Here is a 20,040-nt window from a genome sequence, read left to right as displayed (position 1 = left end):
CTCAATGAATTCAACGCGGCGAAATTTTTTAGTTTGTATTTTAATTGCACAATCACTAATTCAATTAATGATTGATTCAAAATCTCTCACGTAGCAGATTTCCTGGCTCGAGCCGGACGGGACGCATGCGTCAGAACCGACTCGGTCAGATGGATGGGACGAGCCTTCAGGTGCGCGGTCGGCAAAGGCAATGTTGACAGAGCATCGGCCATGACACGCAGGCGTGCTGGGTTCGTATAGCGACCCTCGTTCACCCCTTCGTTGCTGTGTCCCAGGATGTCCTTCCTGATTTCCGCTTGAGTACCGGCCTGCTTCATTTCGTCGTTGCACCAGTGCCGGAGGGAGTGCAGCACCTTTCCCTCCTCCTTGGCCCGGGGTAGCGCTGCCGCCCGGATTTTTTGCCAGCTGTCGTCAAACACGTCGCCCATCGGTGTCGTTGCACATGCGGCCTTCAATTCAGGAAACAGCAATTCATGACCAAGGGTGCGAAGCTCTTCAACATATCGGAGAAAGCCCAGTCGGATCAGCTCCGGATGAACCGGTACACGTCGCTTCGATTGCTCGTTCTTGAGCTTGCGCATGGAATTTTTTTCGATGCGGATGCACGGAAGACCCTGGTCGGTTTCAACCTCCGACAGGAGCAGGCCGCACATTTCCTCCCGGCGCGCTCCGATATAGATCGCCAGCAGCGGAACCCAATAGGCGGCATCATGAAAAACCTCCTCTCCGCTCGCGAAGCGCTCGTCGAAACTGGCCGCGCCTTCCCACACAGGAAGCGAAAAAATCGTCCGGATTTCCTCAGTGGAAAAGCGTCCGCGTTCATTTCTGACGTCACCCCTCCTTTTGGCTCGCAGGCCAGAAACGCCTTCGAAATTGCCGAAGGGATACCCGGCGTGCTTGCAGATGTCGACGATGTTGCTGATCTGCGTCATGTAGCGGTTTATCGTCCCGGGCGACAAGCCAACCTCCTCGGGCGGCAGGCCCTTGGCGCGGGCCAAAAGCTCACTGAGCGGGATGATGTGATCTTTTGGTGACCTGCCGTGGTTTTTCGGCAGCTTGAACAGCATGCTGCGGAACTCCGAGATGTTTGTCTGTTGCATGCGCGCCGGCTGATCGTGCCCAACGAAGCGGACAAATAGCCTGGCGACGCTGACCTGTTGCTTGATCATATCCGATCGCCACTCCCCGATGGCAACCTTCTCCTCTGCTGCCTGCCGGACGATCTCGACGAGCCCCCTGTCCGACTCTTGCAGTTCCAGCTCTGCCTCGTCCTCGTCGTCGAGATCGATCTCATCCTCGGTTTCGGCCGGAGAGGCGGCAACCGCTATTGCACTAACCGGCGTAACCACTTTCGCTGGAGGTGCTACCGGTTGCGAAAACGACAGCGCTGTTCGGTTCGCCAATGGCGCTACCGACGTTTGCTGCGACATGGCCGGAGTCGGCGCAGCATGCGATGCAGCCGCCGCTGCCATATCTCCGATAAGCGCCGCATTCAGGAGGGCAATATCGTCAGGGCGGACACCGGACCATCGCCGCTCGGTATTGAGCAACGCCGCCGACATACCGCGCAAGCATAGCTGCTCGGCCTGGAGGATGTGCGCTTCCGCCGGTGCGATGTTGTGTTCCTTGAGGATCGCTTCCAGTTGGCGGCGACCAATCTGGCCGAAGCCGTTGGTGCTGAGGAATGCGATTGTCTCGCAAACGCCCTGGACCATTTCATCATCAAGGCCGGCAGCCCGCATTTCACGCTCTTCGTCGGGACCAACCCTTGCATTGATCCCCTGGGCTGCGAACAGGCGAAACGCCCAACCGGTACGAATTTCCGTTTGCCGCTTGTTTGCGGCGTCCACGCCTGCCCCCGAACCGATGGCCATCATCGCATCCAGATGGAAGCTGTGCTGCTTGGCGGCTTGGATGAGGATTTTCTTTGCGTCTTCCGGCGATATCATATTGTGTCTCAGGCTGGGCAGGAGACGATGGCTGGCAAGCGTCACCTCGGGAGCGACGACCCGCGCCCGTCCCAGTTCCTTGGTGTGCAGGCTGATTTCGAGCCGCACCCAAGCATGAACACCTGTTCCAAGTGGTAAACGACGCCGCCACCAGTAGACGGAACCGCGCTTGTAGACATGTTGAATCGTTGCCATGCTAAACCCTTTCCTAAGAGGGTGAGCAGGACTTGGGTACCCTTCCTGTAAGACAGCTGTGTACGACAGTCGTGTAAGACAATCCTGTACGACAGTGCCCCGAATTCGATTCCCAGCTAACTCGGAAGAGCTGGAAAACCGCGATTCTGGCTTGAAAAGGGAAGCTTGGCTGGGGCGCCAGGATTCGAACCTGGGAATGCCGGTACCAAAAACCGGTGCCTTACCGCTTGGCGACGCCCCAACAGGGCAGCGTGGGCGAAACGCCGCTGCCTGAACCGCGCCTGATTAGCAAAGCCTGCCCGGCCCGGCAATGACCCGGCGACTTATTTTTTCACAAAATCCAAGCTTTTTGGATGCCGTGCCTGACATGGCATGTTAGGGCTTGGCGATGGCGCGGCTGAGGCCGTGGCTCTGGGTGGCATGGCATTTTTCAGGAGGTCTCGATGGCGGACCCGGCATTCGATCTCGATTTCCAGCCGGCCTATGGCGAGGCGGTTCCCGTCGCCCCGCTCATTCAGCGCATCACCGTCAACAATCCCTCCGCCTTCACCTTCCATGGCACCAATTCCTATATTGTCGGCGACCGTTCCGTCGCCGTCATCGATCCCGGCCCGGAGGATGAGGCGCATTTTCAGGCGCTGATGGCGGCGCTTGATGGCCGCGAGGTCACCCATATCTTCGTCAGCCACACCCATCGCGATCACTCGCCGCTTGCCCGGCGGCTGAAGGAGGCGACCGGGGCGCTGACGGTGGCGGAAGGCCCGCACCGGGCCGCCCGTCCGCTGCATGTGGGGGAGACCAATCCCTTTGCCGAAAGCTCCGACACCGCTTTTGCGCCCGATATCGCGCTTGGCGACGGGCAGAGCCTTTCCGGCGACGGCTGGGCACTGACGGCCTTGCACACGCCGGGCCACACCGCCAACCATGCCGCCTTCGCACTCGAAGGCAGCGGCATCGTCTTTTCCGCCGATCACGTCATGGCCTGGGCCACCACCATCGTCGCGCCGCCGGATGGGGCGATGAGCGATTACATGGCCTCGCTGGAACGGCTGCTCACCCGCGACGACCGGCTGTTCCTGCCCGGCCATGGCGGCCCGGTCACCGATCCCGCCGCCTTCATGCGGGGCTTGCGCGCCCATCGGCGCATGCGGGAAAAAGCGGTTTTGAAGCGCATCAAAGATGGAGACCGGCGGATCGCCGACATGGTGAAGGTGATCTACGCCAGCACCGACAAGCGCCTGCATGGGGCAGCGGCGCTTTCCGTGCTCGCCCATATCGAAGACCTGATCGAGAAGGGTGAGGTGCGGACAGAGGGTGCGCCTTCGCTGCTGGGGGAATATTTTCCGGCATAGCCGGTATCATCCTTGCGCGCGACATTTCAAAACTTGTTAAGACCTCATCCCCGTTGCCCCATTGATGGGACGGGTGCGGCTTGTCTCCTTCTCCCCGCCGGGGAGAAGGTCGCGGCAGCGGGATGAGGGGGCGACGTTAGCGATAGACCGAAAGCTTGCCCCCTCATCTGCCCCTTCGGGGCATCTTCTCCCCGGCGGGGAGAAGAATCGAGCGGCAGCGACGCAGCGACACGCACTGCCGCAAACCTCACTTATCGGAAAAGGCTCAATTGTCGTTCAACCCCTGCATTTCCGCATCCAGCGCATCGAGATAGGCTTCGGCAATCGCAGCCCCCATGCCGAGATCGTGCGGGCCGTAGCGGGAAGCGACGCGCACGTCGACGATGGTGGTTTCCGCCTCTTCCTTGAGGCGAATGAGGATATCGAAGCGCAGGCCCCAGATGCGTGTGCGGGTTTCGCCCTGCATCAGCACCACCCCGCTGCCATTAAAGAAGGTGGGTTGCGGCGCTTCTGCCGGGCGCGCCATGGGCACCGGAACGATGGAGGGCAGATCCTCCACCGGCCCCTCCTCGGCGGGCGGCGTCTTGCCCTGTTCCGGAATGACGACCGGAGGAGCCTCCACCGCGCCGATGACGCCCTTGGTATGGGTGATGCGAATGTTCTGAGCGGCAGCCATTTTTTTGGCGGCGGCATAAATGCGGTCTATCGCGCCTTCGTAACGGCGTCCGGCGAGGCTCGCATAGGCTTCGGCCTGCGCATCGCGGTCCTCTTTCGCAGCGGTTGCGGGCCTGACCAGCCATTGCTGGTTGGCAGCCGGCATCACCAGCCATTCCGGCACATCGGCAAGATCGGTGGAGATGTCGTAAATCTTCGGCTGCTGCCAGTAGAGAAAGGCACCATAACCGACGACGCCGAGCGGAAGAGCCGACAGAAGCAGCGCCGCAACTGCCGAAAGGCCGCCCCGCGCACCTTTCGTCCATAACCGTTCGAGGCCGATCAACGCCAGAAGCACGGCGACCAGGGCAATTCCGGCGGCAATCGTCAGCAGCCCGACGAGATCAGGCGTCGTCAATGGCCCGAAGCGGTGAATGCCGGCGGCGATGAGAAAAAGCGAAAGCGCCGCCAGACCAAGATAGCGGGAAAGATAGGCTGCAACCGAAAAAGGCCGGACGAAACGCACAGTCATGGAAGCGGATATCCGTAAGATCGCATTGGCGTAAAAGCGTTGCACCCGAAATCTGGCAAGGGAATCACCTGCATATGATGTCATAGACCGGATTTGCGGTGAAAACAAAGGACGGGTCTGATCCGATGCTAAAGTGCGCAAACCTTTCCAACGTCATGCCGGACCTTATCCGGTATGACGCAACGGCGTGTGCGCATTGGAAGAAGACTCCCACGATCGGAGACGTGATCGCAATGGACCCGGATCCAGTCCGGTGTGGGGGAGCGTGCTGTCACGGCGTTGCCAAGCTAAAGGCTCCGAGCCTCCAACATCGGTTCGAGCGTGTGCGTGACCAGGGCGACGATGGCGAGAATATTTTTCCGCATTGTCTGCCCATAAGAGAATAATGCACCGGTAGTGCAACAAATACGCAAGCTCATCCCTTATTTGATGAGGAAATCGGCGTATTCTCGGCCCCTTCCTTCGAGAATGCGTGTAAAACGTGCATCATTCTCGCTTTCTTGCATAAAAAAGAGACACGCCATGTCACAGGCAACGACGCCCGTCCGCCCCTCCGGGGCCAAACCCTTTTATCGCAATTTCGGCTTTCAGGTTCTGATCGCCATGGTCATCGGCCTGCTGCTCGGGCTCGTTGCGCGCAATATCGGTCCCGATGCCGCCGGCAGCCCGAACTGGCTTTCCGTGACGCTGCAGACCATCGGCAGCATTTTCGTGCAGCTCCTGCGCGCGCTGGTTCCGCCGCTGATCTTCACGGCCATCGTCGCCTCCATCGCCAATCTCAAGAACCTCTCCAATGCGGCAAAGCTGGTATGGCAGACGCTTCTGTGGTTCGCCATCACGGCGCTGATCGCCGTGGTCATCGGCATCGTGCTCGGCCTCGTCATCCAGCCTGGCGTCAACACGGCGATTGCCAATACGGCTGCGGCTGCGCCGTCCTCCACCGGTTCGTGGCTGGACTTCCTCAAGGGCCTCGTTCCTGCCAACGTCTTCGGCCTCGAAGCGTCTACCAAAATCAACAACGGTTCCGGCAGCACCTCGCTAAACTTCAACGTGCTGCAGCTGCTCGTGGTATCGATTGCCTTTGGTGTTGCGGCACTGAAAGCCGGCAAGGCGGCGGAGCCGTTCCTCGCCTTCAACCAGTCGCTGCTCGCCATCGTGCGTAAAATCCTTTGGTGGGTCATCCGGCTCACCCCGATCGGCACGATCGGCCTGCTCGGCCGCGCAGTTGACCAATATGGCTGGACGACGCTGTCGCAGCTCGGCTGGTATGCGGCGGCTGTCTATATCGGTCTGGCGCTGGTGCTCTTTGTGGTTTATCCGGCGCTGCTGATCGCCCATGGCCTGAAACCCTCGCGTTTCTTTGCCGGCGCATGGCCGGCCATCCAGCTCGCTTTCGTGTCGCGTTCCTCCATCGGCACACTTCCCGTTACCGAAACCGTGACGGAAAAGAGCCTCGGCGTTCCGCGCGAATATGCCGCCTTCTCCGTGCCGCTCGGCGCCACCACCAAGATGGACGGCTGCGCCGCCATCTATCCGGCGATTTCGGCGATATTCATCGCGCAGTTCTTCCAGGTGCCGCTCGGCATCCAGGAATATGTGCTGATCGTCTTCGTCTCCGTACTCGGTTCCGCAGCAACCGCCGGCCTGACCGGCGCGGTGGTGATGCTGACGCTGACGCTCTCCACGCTCGGCCTGCCGCTCGAAGGTGTCGGCCTGCTGCTCGCCATCGACCCGATCCTCGACATGGGCCGCACGGCGGTCAACGTCGCCGGTCAGGCGCTGGTACCCACCATCGTCGCCAAGCGCGAGGGTATTCTGAACGAAGCCGTCTACAACAACGCCAAGGATATCGACGCGCTCGATGACCGGGAGGTCGCGACGGCCTAACGCCGACTGCGCACTTCGCTGATGATTTCGATCATTTTAGCGGTGTCACAATCAATACAGCCGCCAGCAATGCGAGGCGGCTGTGTTCATATTTGACGTCTGTGATCGCAAAACGGTCGTAAAATTTGCTTGGTGGCATTGAGAGAGGCGGCCATCGTCGACAATATCGGTAATACAGATTCCAGAAACGGATAAGCGTAGGCAATGCTTCATATGTCCGATAGTTTCAGCAAACACGACCCGGCTCTCACCGTTCGACGCATTCTCAAAGTTAATCATGCTGGCGAGTTTGGCGCTATCCGCATCTACGGAGCACAGATCTGGGTCGCCCGTCGGCTGTTTCCGGATATCGTACTGGCACTTCGCGAAATGCGTGACGACGAAATAGATCATTGCCACCAGTTTCTGGAAGCCATGCCTTCCAGAAACGCCAAACCCTGTCGCGTTATGGCTTTCTGGAGCCTCGGAGGCTTTTTACTCGGCTTTCTCACTGCGCTTGGCGGGCGTAACATGGTCTGGATTTGCACCGAGGCCGTGGAAAGCACTGTTCACCGCCATCTCAAAGATCAGCTGGCTTTTTTGCAGGCGAGAGATCCCGATCTCTATCAACTGATCGCCTCTATTCAAGAACAGGAATTGGCTCATCTGCAGGAGGCCGAGAAAAACCAGACGACACGCGGCTTGGGCCACAGGCTGCTTCTGCCAATTATCGGCTTTCTCACCGACCTGATGATCTGGCTCTCGACGTGGGGAGATTCGAGCTGGATGCGCGCTGAAATGGCCTTCTCCAAGCGGGCGTGACAGCGCGACCGCCAGATTGTTGAAAACCCGAAGCCCGTTCGCCTTCCGCAAGCCCAGATCCAATGCAACTTTCCGCCCCAACGCGGCTTTTCCCCACATGAAAACAGGCGTATCAATCGCGGCAATAAAAGTGCCGTACGGCTGTCATGTTCAAGGGAGAAAAAAATGCGCGTTTCCATCGTCTTCGGTGCGCTTGCCGCCATGCTGGCACTCACCGCCTGCCAGACGCTGACGCCGGAAGAGCGCCGGGCGCGGGACGAGGCGACATGCCGGGGTTATGGTTTCCGCCCCGGTACGGACCAGATGGCCGGATGCCTGCTGGACCTTGATCTAGACCGCCGCGCCGACAACCGCGCCTGGCAGGCGCAGATGAACCGCGACATGTTCTATAGGCCGGTGGTGGTCGAACGTCAGATCATCGTCCGACAGAACCCCTGACGGGAATGAAGGCGACATTGCTCGCCACCCTGCCCTCATCCCTCTTCGCGGCCAGCGTTGCCTGCGCCGCGGCCAGGCGGGCGATGGGCACGCGGAAGGGCGAGCAGGACACGTAGTCGAGATCGGCATCCTCGCAGAAATGGATTGAGGCCGGATCCCCGCCATGTTCACCGCAAATGCCGAGCTTCAGTTCCGGCCGCGTCTGGCGGCCGCGTTCGGCGGCGATGCGGATCAATTCCCCCACGCCGTCGAAATCGAGCGAGATGAACGGGTCGCGCTCGATGATGCCTTTGCGCTGATAGGTATTGATGAAGCGCGCCGCGTCATCGCGGGAAATACCGAAGGTCGTCTGCGTCAGGTCGTTGGTGCCGAAGGAAAAGAACTCCGCGGCTTCCGCGATGACATGGGCGCGCAGGGCCGCACGCGGCAGCTCGATCATCGTGCCGGTCAGATATTCGAGCGTCATGCCGGTCTCTTCCGCCACCTCGGCCGCCACCGTGTCGATGACGGCCTTGACGTAATCGAGCTCGGACCGGAGGCCGACCAGCGGCACCATGATTTCGGGCACGACCGGCGCACCGGTGATACGTGCTGCGGCAACCGCCGCTTCAAAAATGGCGCGTGCCTGCATTTCGGCAATTTCGGGATAGGAAATGGCAAGCCGGCAGCCGCGATGGCCGAGCATGGGGTTGAATTCGTGCAGCGCATCCAGCCGCTGGCGGAACACCGTCTGCGGCATGCCCATGGCGGCGGCCACCTCGACGATCTCACCATCGGTCTTCGGCAGGAATTCGTGCAACGGCGGGTCGAGCAGACGGATCGTTACCGGCAGGCCATGCATGATCTGGAAGAGTTCGGTGAAATCCGAGCGCTGCATCGGCAAAAGCTGGTCGAGCGCGGCCCGCCTGCCCTTTTCGCTTTCGGCGAGAATCATCTCGCGCATCACATGGATGCGGTCGCCCTCGAAGAACATATGTTCGGTGCGGCAGAGGCCGATGCCTTCGGCACCGAAGGCGCGGGCGGCGCGCGCATCGGCCGGTGTATCGGCATTGGTGCGCACTGTCATGCGGCGCAGCCCGTCGGCCCATTCCATCAGCTTGCCGAAATCGCCCGAGAGTTCCGGCTGCGTCATCGGCACTTCGCCCTTCAGCACCCGGCCGGAGGAACCGTCGATGGTGATGACATCGCCGCGTTTCAGCATGCAGCCGACGCCGATCAGAACCTTGTTGCGCATGTCGACCCGCATGGAGCCGGCGCCGGTGACGCAGGGAATGCCCATGCCGCGCGCCACCACGGCGGCGTGGCTGGTCATGCCGCCACGTGTGGTCAGAATGCCTTCGGCGGCATGCATGCCGTGAATATCTTCCGGGCTGGTTTCGATGCGCACCAGAATGACGCGACGCCCTTCGGCTTCGGCGGCGACCGCCTCTTCGGAGGTGAAGACGATCTCGCCCGTCGCAGCCCCCGGTGAGGCCGGCAGGCCGGAGCCGATCACCGGGCGGGAAATGCCGGGATCGATGGTCGGGTGCAGCAGCTGGTCGAGCGAGGACGGCTCGATACGGCAGACGGCTTCCTCCTGCGAGATCAGCCTTTCCTCGACCATATCGACGGCGATCTTCATGGCGGCGCGGGTGGTGCGTTTGCCGGAACGGGTCTGGAGCATCCAGAGCTTGCCGCGCTCGATGGTGAATTCCAGGTCCTGCATGTCGCGATAGTGGTTTTCCAGCCGCCTGCAGATCGCCAGGAATTCACCGAAAGCCTCCGGCATCAGCTTTTCCATGGAGGGCTTGTCGGAACCGGAGACCAGACGCGCAGCCTCGGTGATGGATTGCGGCGTGCGGATGCCCGCCACCACGTCTTCCCCTTGCGCATTGACGAGGAATTCGCCGTATAGCTCCGCCTCTCCCGTCGAAGGATTGCGGGTGAAGGCGACGCCGGTTGCCGAGGACGAGCCGAGATTGCCGAAGACCATGGCCTGGACGTTGACCGCCGTGCCCCAGTCTCCGGGAATATTGTGCAGATGCCGGTAGGTTACGGCGCGATGGTTCGTCCAGCTGGCAAACACCGCGCCGATTGCGCCCCAGAGCTGGACATGACAGTCCTGCGGGAAGGCTTCGCCCAACTCGTCCTCGATCAGCTTTTTGTAAAGCGAGACGACGTGCTGCCATTCGACTGCCGACATATCGGTATCGTATTCATGACCGAGGCGGCCTTTCTCGTCTTCGAGAATTTCCTCGAAAAGTTCGTGGTCGAGGCCCATGACGACATCGCCATACATCTGGATGAAGCGGCGGTAGCTGTCCCAGGCAAAACGCGCGTCACCCGCATCGTGGCCGAGCGCCTCGACGGTGCGGTCGTTGAGACCGAGATTGAGAACGGTGTCCATCATGCCCGGCATGGAGGCGCGCGCGCCTGAGCGGACCGACAGAAGCAGCGGCGTCTGGCTGCCGCCGAATGTCTTGCCGGTCACGGCTTCCATGCCATGAAGCCCGGCCATGACCTGCAGCTTCAGCTCCTCGGGAAGATCGCGATCGTTCTTGTGATAAAGCGCACAGGCATCGGTTATGATGGTGAGGCCGGGAGGAACGGGAAGGCCGAGACTTGCCATTTCGGCAAGGTTTGCACCCTTGCCGCCCAATATAGCAACGTCACCTGCCCGGCCTTCGGCAGCACCGTTGCCGAAGGTATAAACCCACTTTTTCATTCCACGCTCTCCACCCAGAAGCGTTGTCATTTTTCTATCATCTACAGCATTGGCAGCATGTTGGAAACGCCGCAACGTGCAGTTTACATCGCAGTGCAGCATAATTGCGGCGAATTGCGCGCCAGAATTGCCGCAAAAGCAAAATAACAGCGTTGCTGACGCATTCGTGTAGTGCGGAGAAACGGAGTGTTCCCTAAGCCATTCACATCGCCCAAAAAGAGATTATTCATGCAATTTACTCGCCGCCATACGTTGAAATTTGCCGGAATTTCTTGCGCCGCGACCGCCTTTGCCGGTGCTCTGAGAGCAGAAGGCGGCACGCCCGCCGCAAATGCCGGCACCGCCCTTCCCTTTGCGCTGACGACCCCCATGCATATCGGCCAGGCCGCCCTTCGGGTTCGCGAACTTGACCCGATGATCGACTATTACCGTTCCGTGCTGGGGCTGAACGAGGTGGAGCGCACATCGAGGGGCGTGACGCTCGGCGTCGGCACCGTGCCGCTGCTTGATCTCGTCCACAAACCAGCCGCCGATTACGAAAGCCCCACTTCAGCCGGCCTGTTCCACATCGCCTATCTGATGCCCAGCCGCAAGGATCTGGCGCGGTGGCTGGTGCATGCGGCGCTCAGACAGGTGCCGCTTTCCGGTTTTGCCGATCACAATGTCAGCGAGGCGATCTATCTCAACGATCCCGAGGGCAACGGCATCGAGGTTTACAGCGACCGGCCGCGCGACAGCTGGGTCTGGAGCGGCAGTGTGGTGAAAATGGGCACCGAACCGCTTGATGTGGACGATCTCGTGGCGCTGACCAACACCAGGAAGAGCGATTATGAAGCCGCACCCACGGGGATGCGCATCGGCCATATTCACCTGCGGGTCGGCGAGATTGCCGCCGCCCGCGCCTTTTACGAGGAGGCTATCGGCCTGCAACCGACACAGGATGCCCGCACGGATGCATCCTTCCTGTCTTCAGGCGGATATCATCACCATCTGGCCGTCAATACCTGGAACAGCCGGGGCGCAAAAGGCCGTAACACCACCGAAACCGGCCTCGACTGGTTTTCGCTCACCATCAAAAATCCCGCCGACCTAGAAGTGCAGAAAACACGGCTGCGGGCGGCCGGTTATGTGCTGGTGGAGATGGAGAACAAAGTTGTGGAAGCAATGGATCCCTGGGGCACGCGGCTGCGGCTAGTGCCCGCGTGAGTTGGGCGACGGCTTGAGGCGGAGTAGGTGCCAGAAAGGAATTCCTGCGCCACTTCGTCTGAATACCGCAAGCGGTACATCCCCACTCCCTCGTTCCTGTGCCTGTCACAGGCATCCAGCCGACACGCGTCTGCGTGGCGGGGAAGAGTCTTTTCAGCCCAACGACTTGGGCTGGCTGGATTCCTGTGACAGGCACAGGAATGAGGGACCGAGAGATCGAGAGAGCACGAGACCAATAAAGAAAGCCTTGCGAGGCCACGGCAGCGGCCTCGCAAGGCATTCCATCCGGTACAGGAAACCGGATGGTGGGGTTGGGAGAGCACTCTTGGGCTTCTGTACTAACCATAACAAAACGCCGCGCATTGTCGTCCACCCGAATGGGTGATGCGGCCAGATAAATTCACGATGGATGATGACTGGAAAAAGACGCTCAGACGGCTTCGCGCAGCTGTTCGGCGGTTTGCAAATCCACGGACACCAGTTGCGAGACGCCCTGTTCGGCCATGGTGACGCCGAAGAGGCGGTTCATGCGCGCCATGGTGATGGGATTGTGGGTGATGATGACGAAACGCGTTTCGGTGGAGGCCACCATTTCGTCCATCAGGTTGCAATAACGCTCGACATTGTGGTCGTCCAGCGGCGCGTCCACCTCGTCCAGCACGCAGATAGGTGCTGGATTGGTGAGGAAGACGGCAAAGATCAGCGCCATGGCCGTCAGCGCCTGTTCGCCACCGGAAAGCAGCGTCATGGTCTGCGGTTTCTTGCCCGGCGGGCGGGCGAGAATTTCCAGCCCTGCCTCCAGTGGATCATCGGATTCGATGAGTTGCAATTCCGCCGTACCGCCACCGAAAAGATGGGTGAAAAGCCGCTGGAACTGCGAATTCACCACATCAAAGGCCGCAATCAGCCGTTCGCGGCCCTCGCGGTTGAGGTTCTGGATGCCGGCGCGCAGCTTGCGTACGGCGTCGATAATGTCATCGCGTTCCTTGATGAGGGCCGCGAGCTTGGCGGAAAGCTCGGCCTGCTCCTCTTCCGCACGCAGATTGACCGCGCCAAGCCTTTCGCGCTCGATCTTAAGCCGGTCAAGATCGCGCTCGACATCGCGAATATCGGGCTTCGGCTGGTCCGGGCCAAGACCGGTCAGGCGCAGCGCCATATGCGGCTCGGTATTCAGCGTTTCGCGGATGCGATGTTCGGTTTCCTGCCGCTTCTCGCGGGCGGAGACCAGCCGCTCTTCGGAGCGTCCGCGTTTTTCGCGGGCCTCGGCCAGTTCGGAAAGCGCCGTCACGGCAACCCGGTCGGCAGCGCGTTGCAGGTTTTCCGCCTCCGCCAGCCGGTCGGCGGCCTGACGGCGGGCGTCTTCGGTTTTCTGAAGCTCGCTGAGGAGGTTGCGGCGTTTCTCGTCAAACTCCTCCGGCGCTATGTCCAGCTCGGCTATTTCCTCGCGCGCCTCTTCCTCGCGTTCACGCAGGGTGGCGATGTGATCGGCGGCACTTGCGGCGCGCGATGCCCAGGTGGAGCGCTCCTGCGCAATCGCTTGCAGCCGGCGTTGGCGGCTTTCCGCCTCGCGGCTCACCCCTTCGTGGCGGGCACGCGCTTCCGCCAAGAGGCCACGATCGGTGGCGACCTCGAGCTGGCTTTCACGCAGGCGCAGATCAAGGGCGGAAAGATCCGGCGCGTCTTCCATTTCGATGCGGGCGTTTTCTTCCTGAACGACGATCTCGTCGATCTGCGCGCCGATCTGGTTCAGCGCTTCGGAAACGATATCGCGACGGCGCAGAAGATCGCCCGAGGCGCGTTCGGCGGCGGTGAGCGCCTCTCGCGCTTCGGCAAGCTGGCGCGTCGCTAGTCGGCTTCTGTCGCGCACTTCCGATAGCCGCAATTCAGCGCTTCGGATATCCTCGGTTCTGATGGAGAGCTGCTCTTCGGCTTCCTCAAGACCGAAACGGGCCTCTTCAAGCTCCGTCTCTATTTCCGCAAGGCGGTTCTTTTGCGCCAGACGAAGGGCCGCCGCTCCCGGTGCGTCGGCGCTGGCGATGTGGCCGTCCCAGCGAAACAGCGCCCCCTCGCGCGTCACCAACCTCTGGCCGGTTTTCAGCGATGGCATTAGGTGCAGGGCTTGCGCAGTATCGGTTGCAATGCCGATCTGGGCGAGCGCGCGACGCAGGGGATCCGGTGCCTTCGCGTAGTCCAGAAGCGGTTTTACACCCTGCGGCAGAGCGGGATCGCCGGCACCGTCGCCATTGCCGGCCCAGTAGGCGGCAGCGGCGGGATCAAGCGAGCTCTCGAGATCGTCGCCAAGGGCGGCACCGAGCGCTGCCTCAAAACCGCGTTCCACCGTCATTTCTTCCGCAACCGGCGTGAAGCTGCCGGTGGCGGCAGCGCTGGAGGCGAGAATCTTGGTGATGGTGCGCGCTTCGGTTTCCAGCGCGTTCAGCCGGTTTCTTGCCGTTTCCAGCGGGCCGCGCGCCAGCGCTTCGGCGGAGCGCGCCGCGGCAACGGCGGCTTCGGCCTCTTCCGCCACGATCAGCGCGTCTTCCACCGCGATCTCGGCAGCCTCCACCGCCTCGCGGCGCTCGGACGGATCGGGAAGGCCGGAGAGTTTTTCATCGACGGCACCGATCTCGGAGGACGCTTCCTGCGACTGGCGTTCCAACCGGAGTTTACGGTCGGAAAGCTCGCGGATCGCCTTTTCCAGCTGCTGGCGTCCGGCAGCGGCCTCGGCGCGCTCTGCGGTCAATGCCGTGAAAACGGCTTCGCTTTCGGTGAGCTTGGCGGCAGCGGCCTCGAAGGCTTCGCGCATCTCTTCCGCATGGCGGCCGGAATCGGCGAGAATTTCGAGAAGTTCGGCCTCTTCCTCATCGAGCCGTGCGAGTATCTGGGCATTGTCCGAGACCAGCCGTTCCTCGCGGACAATATCCTCGCCAAGCTGGGAGAGCCGGCGCGCCAGCTCATCGCGGCGGCGCAACAGGCGGTTTGCCTCGTCATCCAGCTGGGTGCGGGCGATCTGCAGGCGTTGCAGGGCGGCGGCCACACGCGCTTCATCCTCGCGCAGTTCCGGCAGTTTCAGGCTGGCGATGCCCTGCTGTTTTGCCGCTTCCATCTGCGCCTGCGCCTTTTCGGCAACGATATTCGTGGCCTGATTGAGCGCGCTTTCCGCTTCACCCTCCGCGTCCTTCGCCTCCACCCAGCGGATATGCAGCAGGGTCGCCTCGCGGGAGCGAATATCCGCCGACAGCATCTTGAAACGATTGGCCTGTCGCGCCTGGCGTTTCAGGCTTTCGATCTGGCTTTCAAGCTGGGCGGTCACATCCTCCAGCCGCTCCAGATTGGCCTCGGCGGCGCGCAGGCGAAGCTCGGCCTCGTGGCGGCGGGAATGCAGACCGGAAATGCCGGCCGCCTCTTCCAGCAGCTGGCGGCGGGCCTGCGGCTTGGCGTTGATGAGTTCGCCAATACGCCCCTGCCCCACCATGGAGGGCGAGCGAGCGCCGGTGGAGGCATCCGCAAACAGAAGCTGCACATCCTTGGCGCGCGCTTCCTTACCGTTAATGCGGTAGACGGAGCCGTTTTCGCGCTCGATGCGGCGTGTCACCTGAATTTCATCGGCATCGTTGAAGGCGGCGGGCGCGGTGCGGTCCGAATTGTCGAGATAAAGGCCGACTTCGGCGGTGTTTCTGGCCGGGCGATTGCCGGAACCGGAGAAGATGACATCATCCATGCCGGATGCGCGCATGTTCTTGTAGGAGTTTTCGCCCATCACCCAGCGGAGCGCTTCCACCAGATTGGACTTGCCGCAGCCGTTCGGGCCGACGACGCCGGTCAGGCCCGGCTCGATGATGAATTCCGAAGGTTCAACGAAGGATTTGAAACCGACGACGCGGAGCTTGTTGAACTTCATACCGCAACGCTCCGGACAGAAATACGGCAATAAAAAACGGGCGAACGGAAATATCCGCCGCCCGTTCCTTTAGGGGTTCGGCGATCAGAGCAGCTTGTCGATGACAGCCGACATGGATTCAACCGACATGTCTCCTGCATATTTCTTGCCGTTGATGATGAAAGTCGGCGTGGAGTTGATGCCGAATTCCGTCGCACCGCGTTGCATCGTTGCGTTCACATCATCCAGAAGTTTCTGGTTCGTCAAGCAGGCCTCGAAAGACTCCTGTGAGAAACCGGCCATTTTCGACAATTGCAGCAGGGCCGCACGGGCATCCTGTGCCACAGCCCAGCTCTGCTGCTGCTTGAACAGCATGGAAACGAACGGGAAATACTGTCCTTCCGGTGCGCAGCGCGCCAGCATGAAGGCGGCCGCCGCACGCGGATCGAACGGGAATTCGCGCAGCACGAAATAGACCTTGCCGGTATCGATGTACTTCTTCTTGATCTCGTCGAAGGTCTTGTTGTGGAAGTTTGCGCAATGCGGGCAGGTCATCGACATATATTCGACGATCTTGACGGGCGCATTCGCATCGCCGAGCGCCGCTTCCGGCAGCGGGCCGGGCTTCATCACCGCAGCCATATCCACGTCACCGGTGGATTCAGGCAGTTCCTGCGCCTCGGCAACACCGGGCGTGAAGGCAAACGGCAGGGCCGTGGCAATGGCAGCAAGAGCAACGCCGCCGAGCAGGCCGCGTCTGGTAATATTCAATTCGGAAATCGGCATGGAAACACCCGTGTTGATTTGAAACTGCCTGATGCGCAATTCGCTAACCCGATACCACCGGCACTGGCAGCGCGACAAGCGGGCTCTAGAACTTCATTGTCAAAGAATCGTGACTTCGGGAAGGCGAAAGCATTAAAATGCAGGGGTGCGAACAATCGCCGCAGCAAGCGAATGCCTTTCGTGACCTCAACGGGACAGCCCAAACTGTATTTCAATATGGTGGTAGGATGAACCGGGGCCGTTCCAGTTGTGATAGACTTCGCGGCTTTCGCCTGAGAAATGGTGACGGGACATTTCTATGTCCGCAACCAGCGGAGCATATCCTTTGGTGAACAACGACCGCAGCGATCCCTGATGCACAGCGCTTGCAACCATGATTGGTTCGAGATGATGAAGCGCAATTGCGTCGTCAGGCCGCGCGGGCTTTTCTACCGGCCGGCATATTTCCCAATCGAAAAGGGTTTTACTGTCTCTCGGCAGATTGCGGGAAATGAAAACCCAGGGCCCATCGGCCTTCAGCCCATGATCAGCAATCTGCTTTTCAATTATCGGCGCATATTCGGCAGCCGCCTGTTTGACGTCGGGTATCCGCAGGCGCCTGGCAATGCGCACGACCCACATTTCAGCTGTTTCCTTGATTTCCATCGGCATACTCCTTTGGACCATGGAGTAATTCGGAAATAGGCAGCCAACAAATTGAAATAGAGAATTAAATTCTATTTTCCATCAAGCAATCAACCGCCAGTAAAATTTCTTCCTATTTCAGCCCTCGTTGCGGTGGCTTCTTCTGCATCACCGCCGTACCCAGCCTTTCCACCGCCCTGCGCAGCGCCTCGCTCTCGATGCCGTCCATCATGTCGTTGAGGCGTTTGGCGGCGTCGCCGCGCAGTGGCTGGGGTTTTCGCCTTCGGGTAACGGCCTGGGAGACCGGTTTTTGCACGATCCTGATCTGGCGCACTGCCGGAAAGCCGAAAAACCCGTTGATGCGGGCAATGAGCTCGCCCTGCGCATGGGTCAGAAACAGGGCGCGCGCGCCCTCGCAGGCAATCGTCAGCACACCCGGCTGGTAACCGCCGCGATCCGGCCCCTCGTCGCGGCGCGGCCAGGTGATTTTCTCCGGCCGCGTGCAATCGGCAAAGTCATCGCCGGCGATCTCATCCCACGAGCCGAGCAGCGCCGTGTTGATACCCGCCCGTTTCGACAGGACCGGATCCATGATGCCATTGGCGACTTCGGCGATCTGTACGACGCCCTTGCGGAACGAATTTGCAGGTTTTTTCATGCTTTCCTCGACAGAGGCGAAAAACCGACCTCAAACGATCGCGCCATCGTCATCTCCTTCACCGCGCAGGAGCGCGCGGAATCGCCGCCAGTCCCTGCGGGCGCCCAAGCTTATCATTCGCGCCACCAAACATCCAAAGAGGAAATAGGCCACCGCCAAAATCTTCAGATGCGCCATCCCGGGCTTATCCGACATAAGGGCGATCACCAACATGCATGCCAAGACGACAAACATGTATATCCACAGGACGTGACAAAAAAGCGCCCAGAAACCGGATTCAAACATGCGAAAGCGCCGCGAGGGCTTCGAGCGCATTTTCTCCAGTTCGCCAATTTCGCGGATCACGCGCGCCACGACAAAAGCCACGCTGTTTTCCAGCCCGAAATACATCCGGCCAAGATGGTTCAGCAGCCGCCCGATAATGTAGAGGGAAAGCAGAACTCCGATAACGGACAGGAGTGGCTGGGGTATCATATCGAGAAGCGCGTTCGGCATCGGTTTTCCTTTCTTCGAAATCGGACGACGGGTGTCGACGGCATTCATCACCGGACGCGATTTTCCACTTCGCCACGGTCGCGCCCTGTTGCAGATTGCCGCGCCGCGACTATGTTCAGCGGCAATGAATACATATGCTCGCCAAGACCTATCACATCCAACGGCAGAACGACTTCTCGCATGGTATGACCGCCACCATCGCGAGTTGCCGTGGCGTACGTCTCCGGCCATGGCGGCACAGGGAAAACGTGCCGATCCCTATCATGTCTGGCTTTCCGAAGTCATGCTGCAGCAGACGACGGTGCAGGCGGTGAAGCCCTATTTCCTGAAGTTTCTTGCCGCCTGGCCAAGTGTCGTCGATCTGGCGGCGGCACCGGTGGAAGATGTGATGGCCGCATGGGCGGGGCTTGGTTATTACGCCCGCGCCCGCAACCTTAAAAAATGCGCGGAAGCGGTGGCGAAAGAACATGGCGGTGTCTTTCCGGATACCGAAGAGGGCCTGAAGAAATTGCCCGGCATCGGCGATTATACGTCGGCGGCAGTTGCGGCCATCGCATTCAACCGGCAGGCGGCGGTGATGGACGGCAATGTCGAGCGCGTCATCTCCCGCCTTTTTGCGATAGATGCGCCCCTGCCCGGCTCCAAACCCGCCATGAAGGCGAAGGTGGCGGAGCTTACCCCTTCCGACCGGCCGGGTGATTTTGCCCAGGCGATGATGGATCTGGGCGCCACGATCTGCACGCCGAAGCGGCCGGCCTGCGCCCTCTGTCCGTTCAATGGCAGCTGTCTTGCGCTTGCCCATGACGAGCCGGAGCGTTTTCCGGTCAAGGCCGCGAAAAAGGCAAAGCCGGTGCGGCTGGGAGCCGCCTTCGTGGCGGTGAATGCAAACGGCGAAATCCTGCTCAGGCGACGCATCGAAAGCGGCCTTCTCGGCGGCATGACCGAAGTGCCGACAACGGCATGGACCGCCCGCCTGGATGGCGGCACGGACACGACCCACGCGCCCTTTGCGGCCGCCTGGCAGGCGGCGGGCGTCATCGTGCATGTGTTTACCCATTTCGAGCTCAGGCTCACGGTCTATCGCGCGCAGGTGCGGGACTGTCTTGAAACCGGCCCCGATGACGGATGGTGGGAGCCGGTTACAAATCTTGACGCACAGGCGCTGCCAACGGTGATGAAAAAAGTCATCGCCCAAGCTATTCCATCCGCATTCGATGAACGCAGGAAATTTCGATGACCAAGATTGAGCATATCGTATTCGACATCGGCAAGGTGCTGATCCATTACGATCCGCATATTCCCTATAGCCGCCTCATTCCCGATGCCGACGAGCGCAAATGGTTCTTCGAGAATGTCTGCACCCATGACTGGAACCTCGAACAGGATCGCGGACGCGGCTGGGAAGACGCCGAGGCGCTGCTGATGGAACAGTTTCCCGAGCGGGAAGAGCATATCCGCGCCTTCCGCAAGTTCTGGCACGAGATGGTTTCGCATTCCTATGACGACAGCGTCGCGATCATGACTGGCTTGATCGACAAAGGCCACGACGTGACGATGCTGACCAATTTCGCCTCCGATACCTTCCGCGAGGCGCAGAAGATGTTCCCCTTCCTTACGCTGCCGCGCGGCGTGACGGTGTCTGGCGACGTGAAGCTGTTGAAGCCGGATGTGGCGATCTACGAGCTGCACGCCCGGGAATTCGGTCTTGACCCCGCCGCCAGCATTTTCATCGACGATACGCTCGTCAATGTCGAAGGCGCCAAGGCCGCCGGCTGGCAGGCGGTGCACTTCACCGGCGCTGAAAAGCTTAAACAGGATCTGCGATCCTACGGTATCGATGCTTGAGAATGAGAGAAAGGGCAGCTCCGGTGGAGTTGCCCTT

The 20,040-nt window shown here is 60.5% G+C and carries 15 protein-coding genes and 1 tRNA gene; 7 read left to right on the top strand and 9 right to left on the bottom strand.

Annotated elements, in window-relative coordinates:
* Nucleotides 1–86: 86 nt before the first annotated feature.
* Nucleotides 87–2,144 carry a site-specific integrase gene (locus tag JZY08_RS02525; protein WP_080842248.1) on the bottom strand — a complete coding sequence of 686 codons (2,058 nt, stop codon included), beginning with the start codon at nt 2,142–2,144 and terminating at the stop codon, nt 87–89.
* Between the two features lie 166 nt (nt 2,145–2,310).
* Nucleotides 2,311–2,385 (bottom strand) — tRNA-Gln (locus tag JZY08_RS02520).
* 202 nt (nt 2,386–2,587) lie between these two features.
* On the opposite strand from JZY08_RS02520, the gene JZY08_RS02515 reads away from it, so the two are divergent.
* On the top strand, nt 2,588–3,496 hold the full coding sequence (locus JZY08_RS02515) for an MBL fold metallo-hydrolase (protein WP_216330908.1): 909 nt from the start codon (nt 2,588–2,590) through the stop codon (nt 3,494–3,496).
* A gap of 265 nt (nt 3,497–3,761) precedes the next feature.
* Here JZY08_RS02515 and JZY08_RS02510 read toward each other — a convergent pair whose 3' ends face one another.
* A complete protein-coding gene (locus tag JZY08_RS02510; RefSeq protein ID WP_216330906.1) occupies nt 3,762–4,682 on the bottom strand; it encodes a DUF1499 domain-containing protein in 921 nt (306 codons plus the stop codon).
* Nucleotides 4,683–5,204: 522 nt separating this feature from the next.
* Between JZY08_RS02510 and JZY08_RS02505 the strand changes: the two genes are divergently transcribed.
* The 3 genes from JZY08_RS02505 to JZY08_RS02495 all read left to right on the top strand — a co-directional run bounded on the left by JZY08_RS02505 (nt 5,205) and on the right by JZY08_RS02495 (nt 7,808).
* Nucleotides 5,205–6,569 carry a dicarboxylate/amino acid:cation symporter gene (locus JZY08_RS02505; RefSeq protein ID WP_216330904.1) on the top strand — a complete coding sequence of 455 codons (1,365 nt, stop codon included), beginning with the start codon at nt 5,205–5,207 and terminating at the stop codon, nt 6,567–6,569.
* 204 nt (nt 6,570–6,773) lie between these two features.
* On the top strand, nt 6,774–7,370 hold the full coding sequence (locus JZY08_RS02500) for a demethoxyubiquinone hydroxylase family protein (RefSeq protein ID WP_216330902.1): 597 nt from the start codon (nt 6,774–6,776) through the stop codon (nt 7,368–7,370).
* A 165-nt stretch (nt 7,371–7,535) separates the two neighbouring features.
* Nucleotides 7,536–7,808 carry a hypothetical protein gene (locus JZY08_RS02495; protein ID WP_082183877.1) on the top strand — a complete coding sequence of 91 codons (273 nt, stop codon included), beginning with the start codon at nt 7,536–7,538 and terminating at the stop codon, nt 7,806–7,808.
* On the opposite strand, the gene ppdK is transcribed toward JZY08_RS02495, so the two are convergent.
* Nucleotides 7,786–10,512, bottom strand: coding sequence for a pyruvate, phosphate dikinase (gene ppdK, locus JZY08_RS02490; RefSeq protein WP_216330900.1), 2,727 nt, complete (start codon nt 10,510–10,512; stop codon nt 7,786–7,788). The two genes, JZY08_RS02495 and ppdK, sit on opposite strands and share 23 nt — an antisense overlap.
* Nucleotides 10,513–10,740: 228 nt before the next feature.
* On the opposite strand from ppdK, the gene JZY08_RS02485 reads away from it, so the two are divergent.
* Nucleotides 10,741–11,718: a VOC family protein gene (locus JZY08_RS02485; protein WP_216330897.1), complete on the top strand. Its 978-nt coding sequence runs from the start codon at nt 10,741–10,743 to the stop codon at nt 11,716–11,718.
* A 430-nt stretch (nt 11,719–12,148) separates the two neighbouring features.
* Here the strand turns inward: JZY08_RS02485 and JZY08_RS02480 are convergent, their stop codons facing one another.
* From JZY08_RS02480 to JZY08_RS02460, 5 genes are all read right to left on the bottom strand, one after another.
* The gene (locus JZY08_RS02480; protein ID WP_216330895.1) at nt 12,149–15,616 is read right to left on the bottom strand and encodes a chromosome segregation SMC family protein; all 3,468 of its coding nucleotides are present in this window, start codon (nt 15,614–15,616) and stop codon (nt 12,149–12,151) included.
* Nucleotides 15,617–15,700: 84 nt separating this feature from the next.
* Nucleotides 15,701–16,381: a DsbA family protein gene (locus JZY08_RS02475; RefSeq protein WP_216330893.1), complete on the bottom strand. Its 681-nt coding sequence runs from the start codon at nt 16,379–16,381 to the stop codon at nt 15,701–15,703.
* Nucleotides 16,382–16,567: 186 nt separating this feature from the next.
* Entirely contained in the window at nt 16,568–17,026 is a 459-nt protein-coding gene (locus tag JZY08_RS02470) for a hypothetical protein (RefSeq protein ID WP_216330891.1), read from the bottom strand.
* A gap of 112 nt (nt 17,027–17,138) precedes the next feature.
* Entirely contained in the window at nt 17,139–17,663 is a 525-nt protein-coding gene (locus tag JZY08_RS02465) for a DUF721 domain-containing protein (RefSeq protein WP_137037227.1), read from the bottom strand.
* 30 nt (nt 17,664–17,693) lie between these two features.
* On the bottom strand, nt 17,694–18,206 hold the full coding sequence (locus JZY08_RS02460; protein WP_253204042.1) for a hypothetical protein: 513 nt from the start codon (nt 18,204–18,206) through the stop codon (nt 17,694–17,696).
* Between the two features lie 76 nt (nt 18,207–18,282).
* On the opposite strand from JZY08_RS02460, the gene mutY reads away from it, so the two are divergent.
* Nucleotides 18,283–19,395 (top strand): A/G-specific adenine glycosylase, encoded by a 1,113-nt coding sequence (gene mutY, locus JZY08_RS02455; protein WP_216330889.1) that lies wholly within the window; start codon nt 18,283–18,285, stop codon nt 19,393–19,395.
* Entirely contained in the window at nt 19,392–20,003 is a 612-nt protein-coding gene (locus JZY08_RS02450; protein ID WP_003494287.1) for an HAD family phosphatase, read from the top strand. Before mutY ends, JZY08_RS02450 begins: the two co-directional genes overlap by 4 nt.
* The last annotated feature ends 37 nt before the right edge of the window (nt 20,004–20,040 follow it).

Source organism: Rhizobium sp. X9 (assembly GCF_018873185.1).
GTDB lineage: Bacteria > Pseudomonadota > Alphaproteobacteria > Rhizobiales > Rhizobiaceae > Agrobacterium > Agrobacterium oryzihabitans.
Note: the sequence above shows the minus strand (reverse complement) of the source record. Positions and strands in the feature narration are given on the sequence as shown.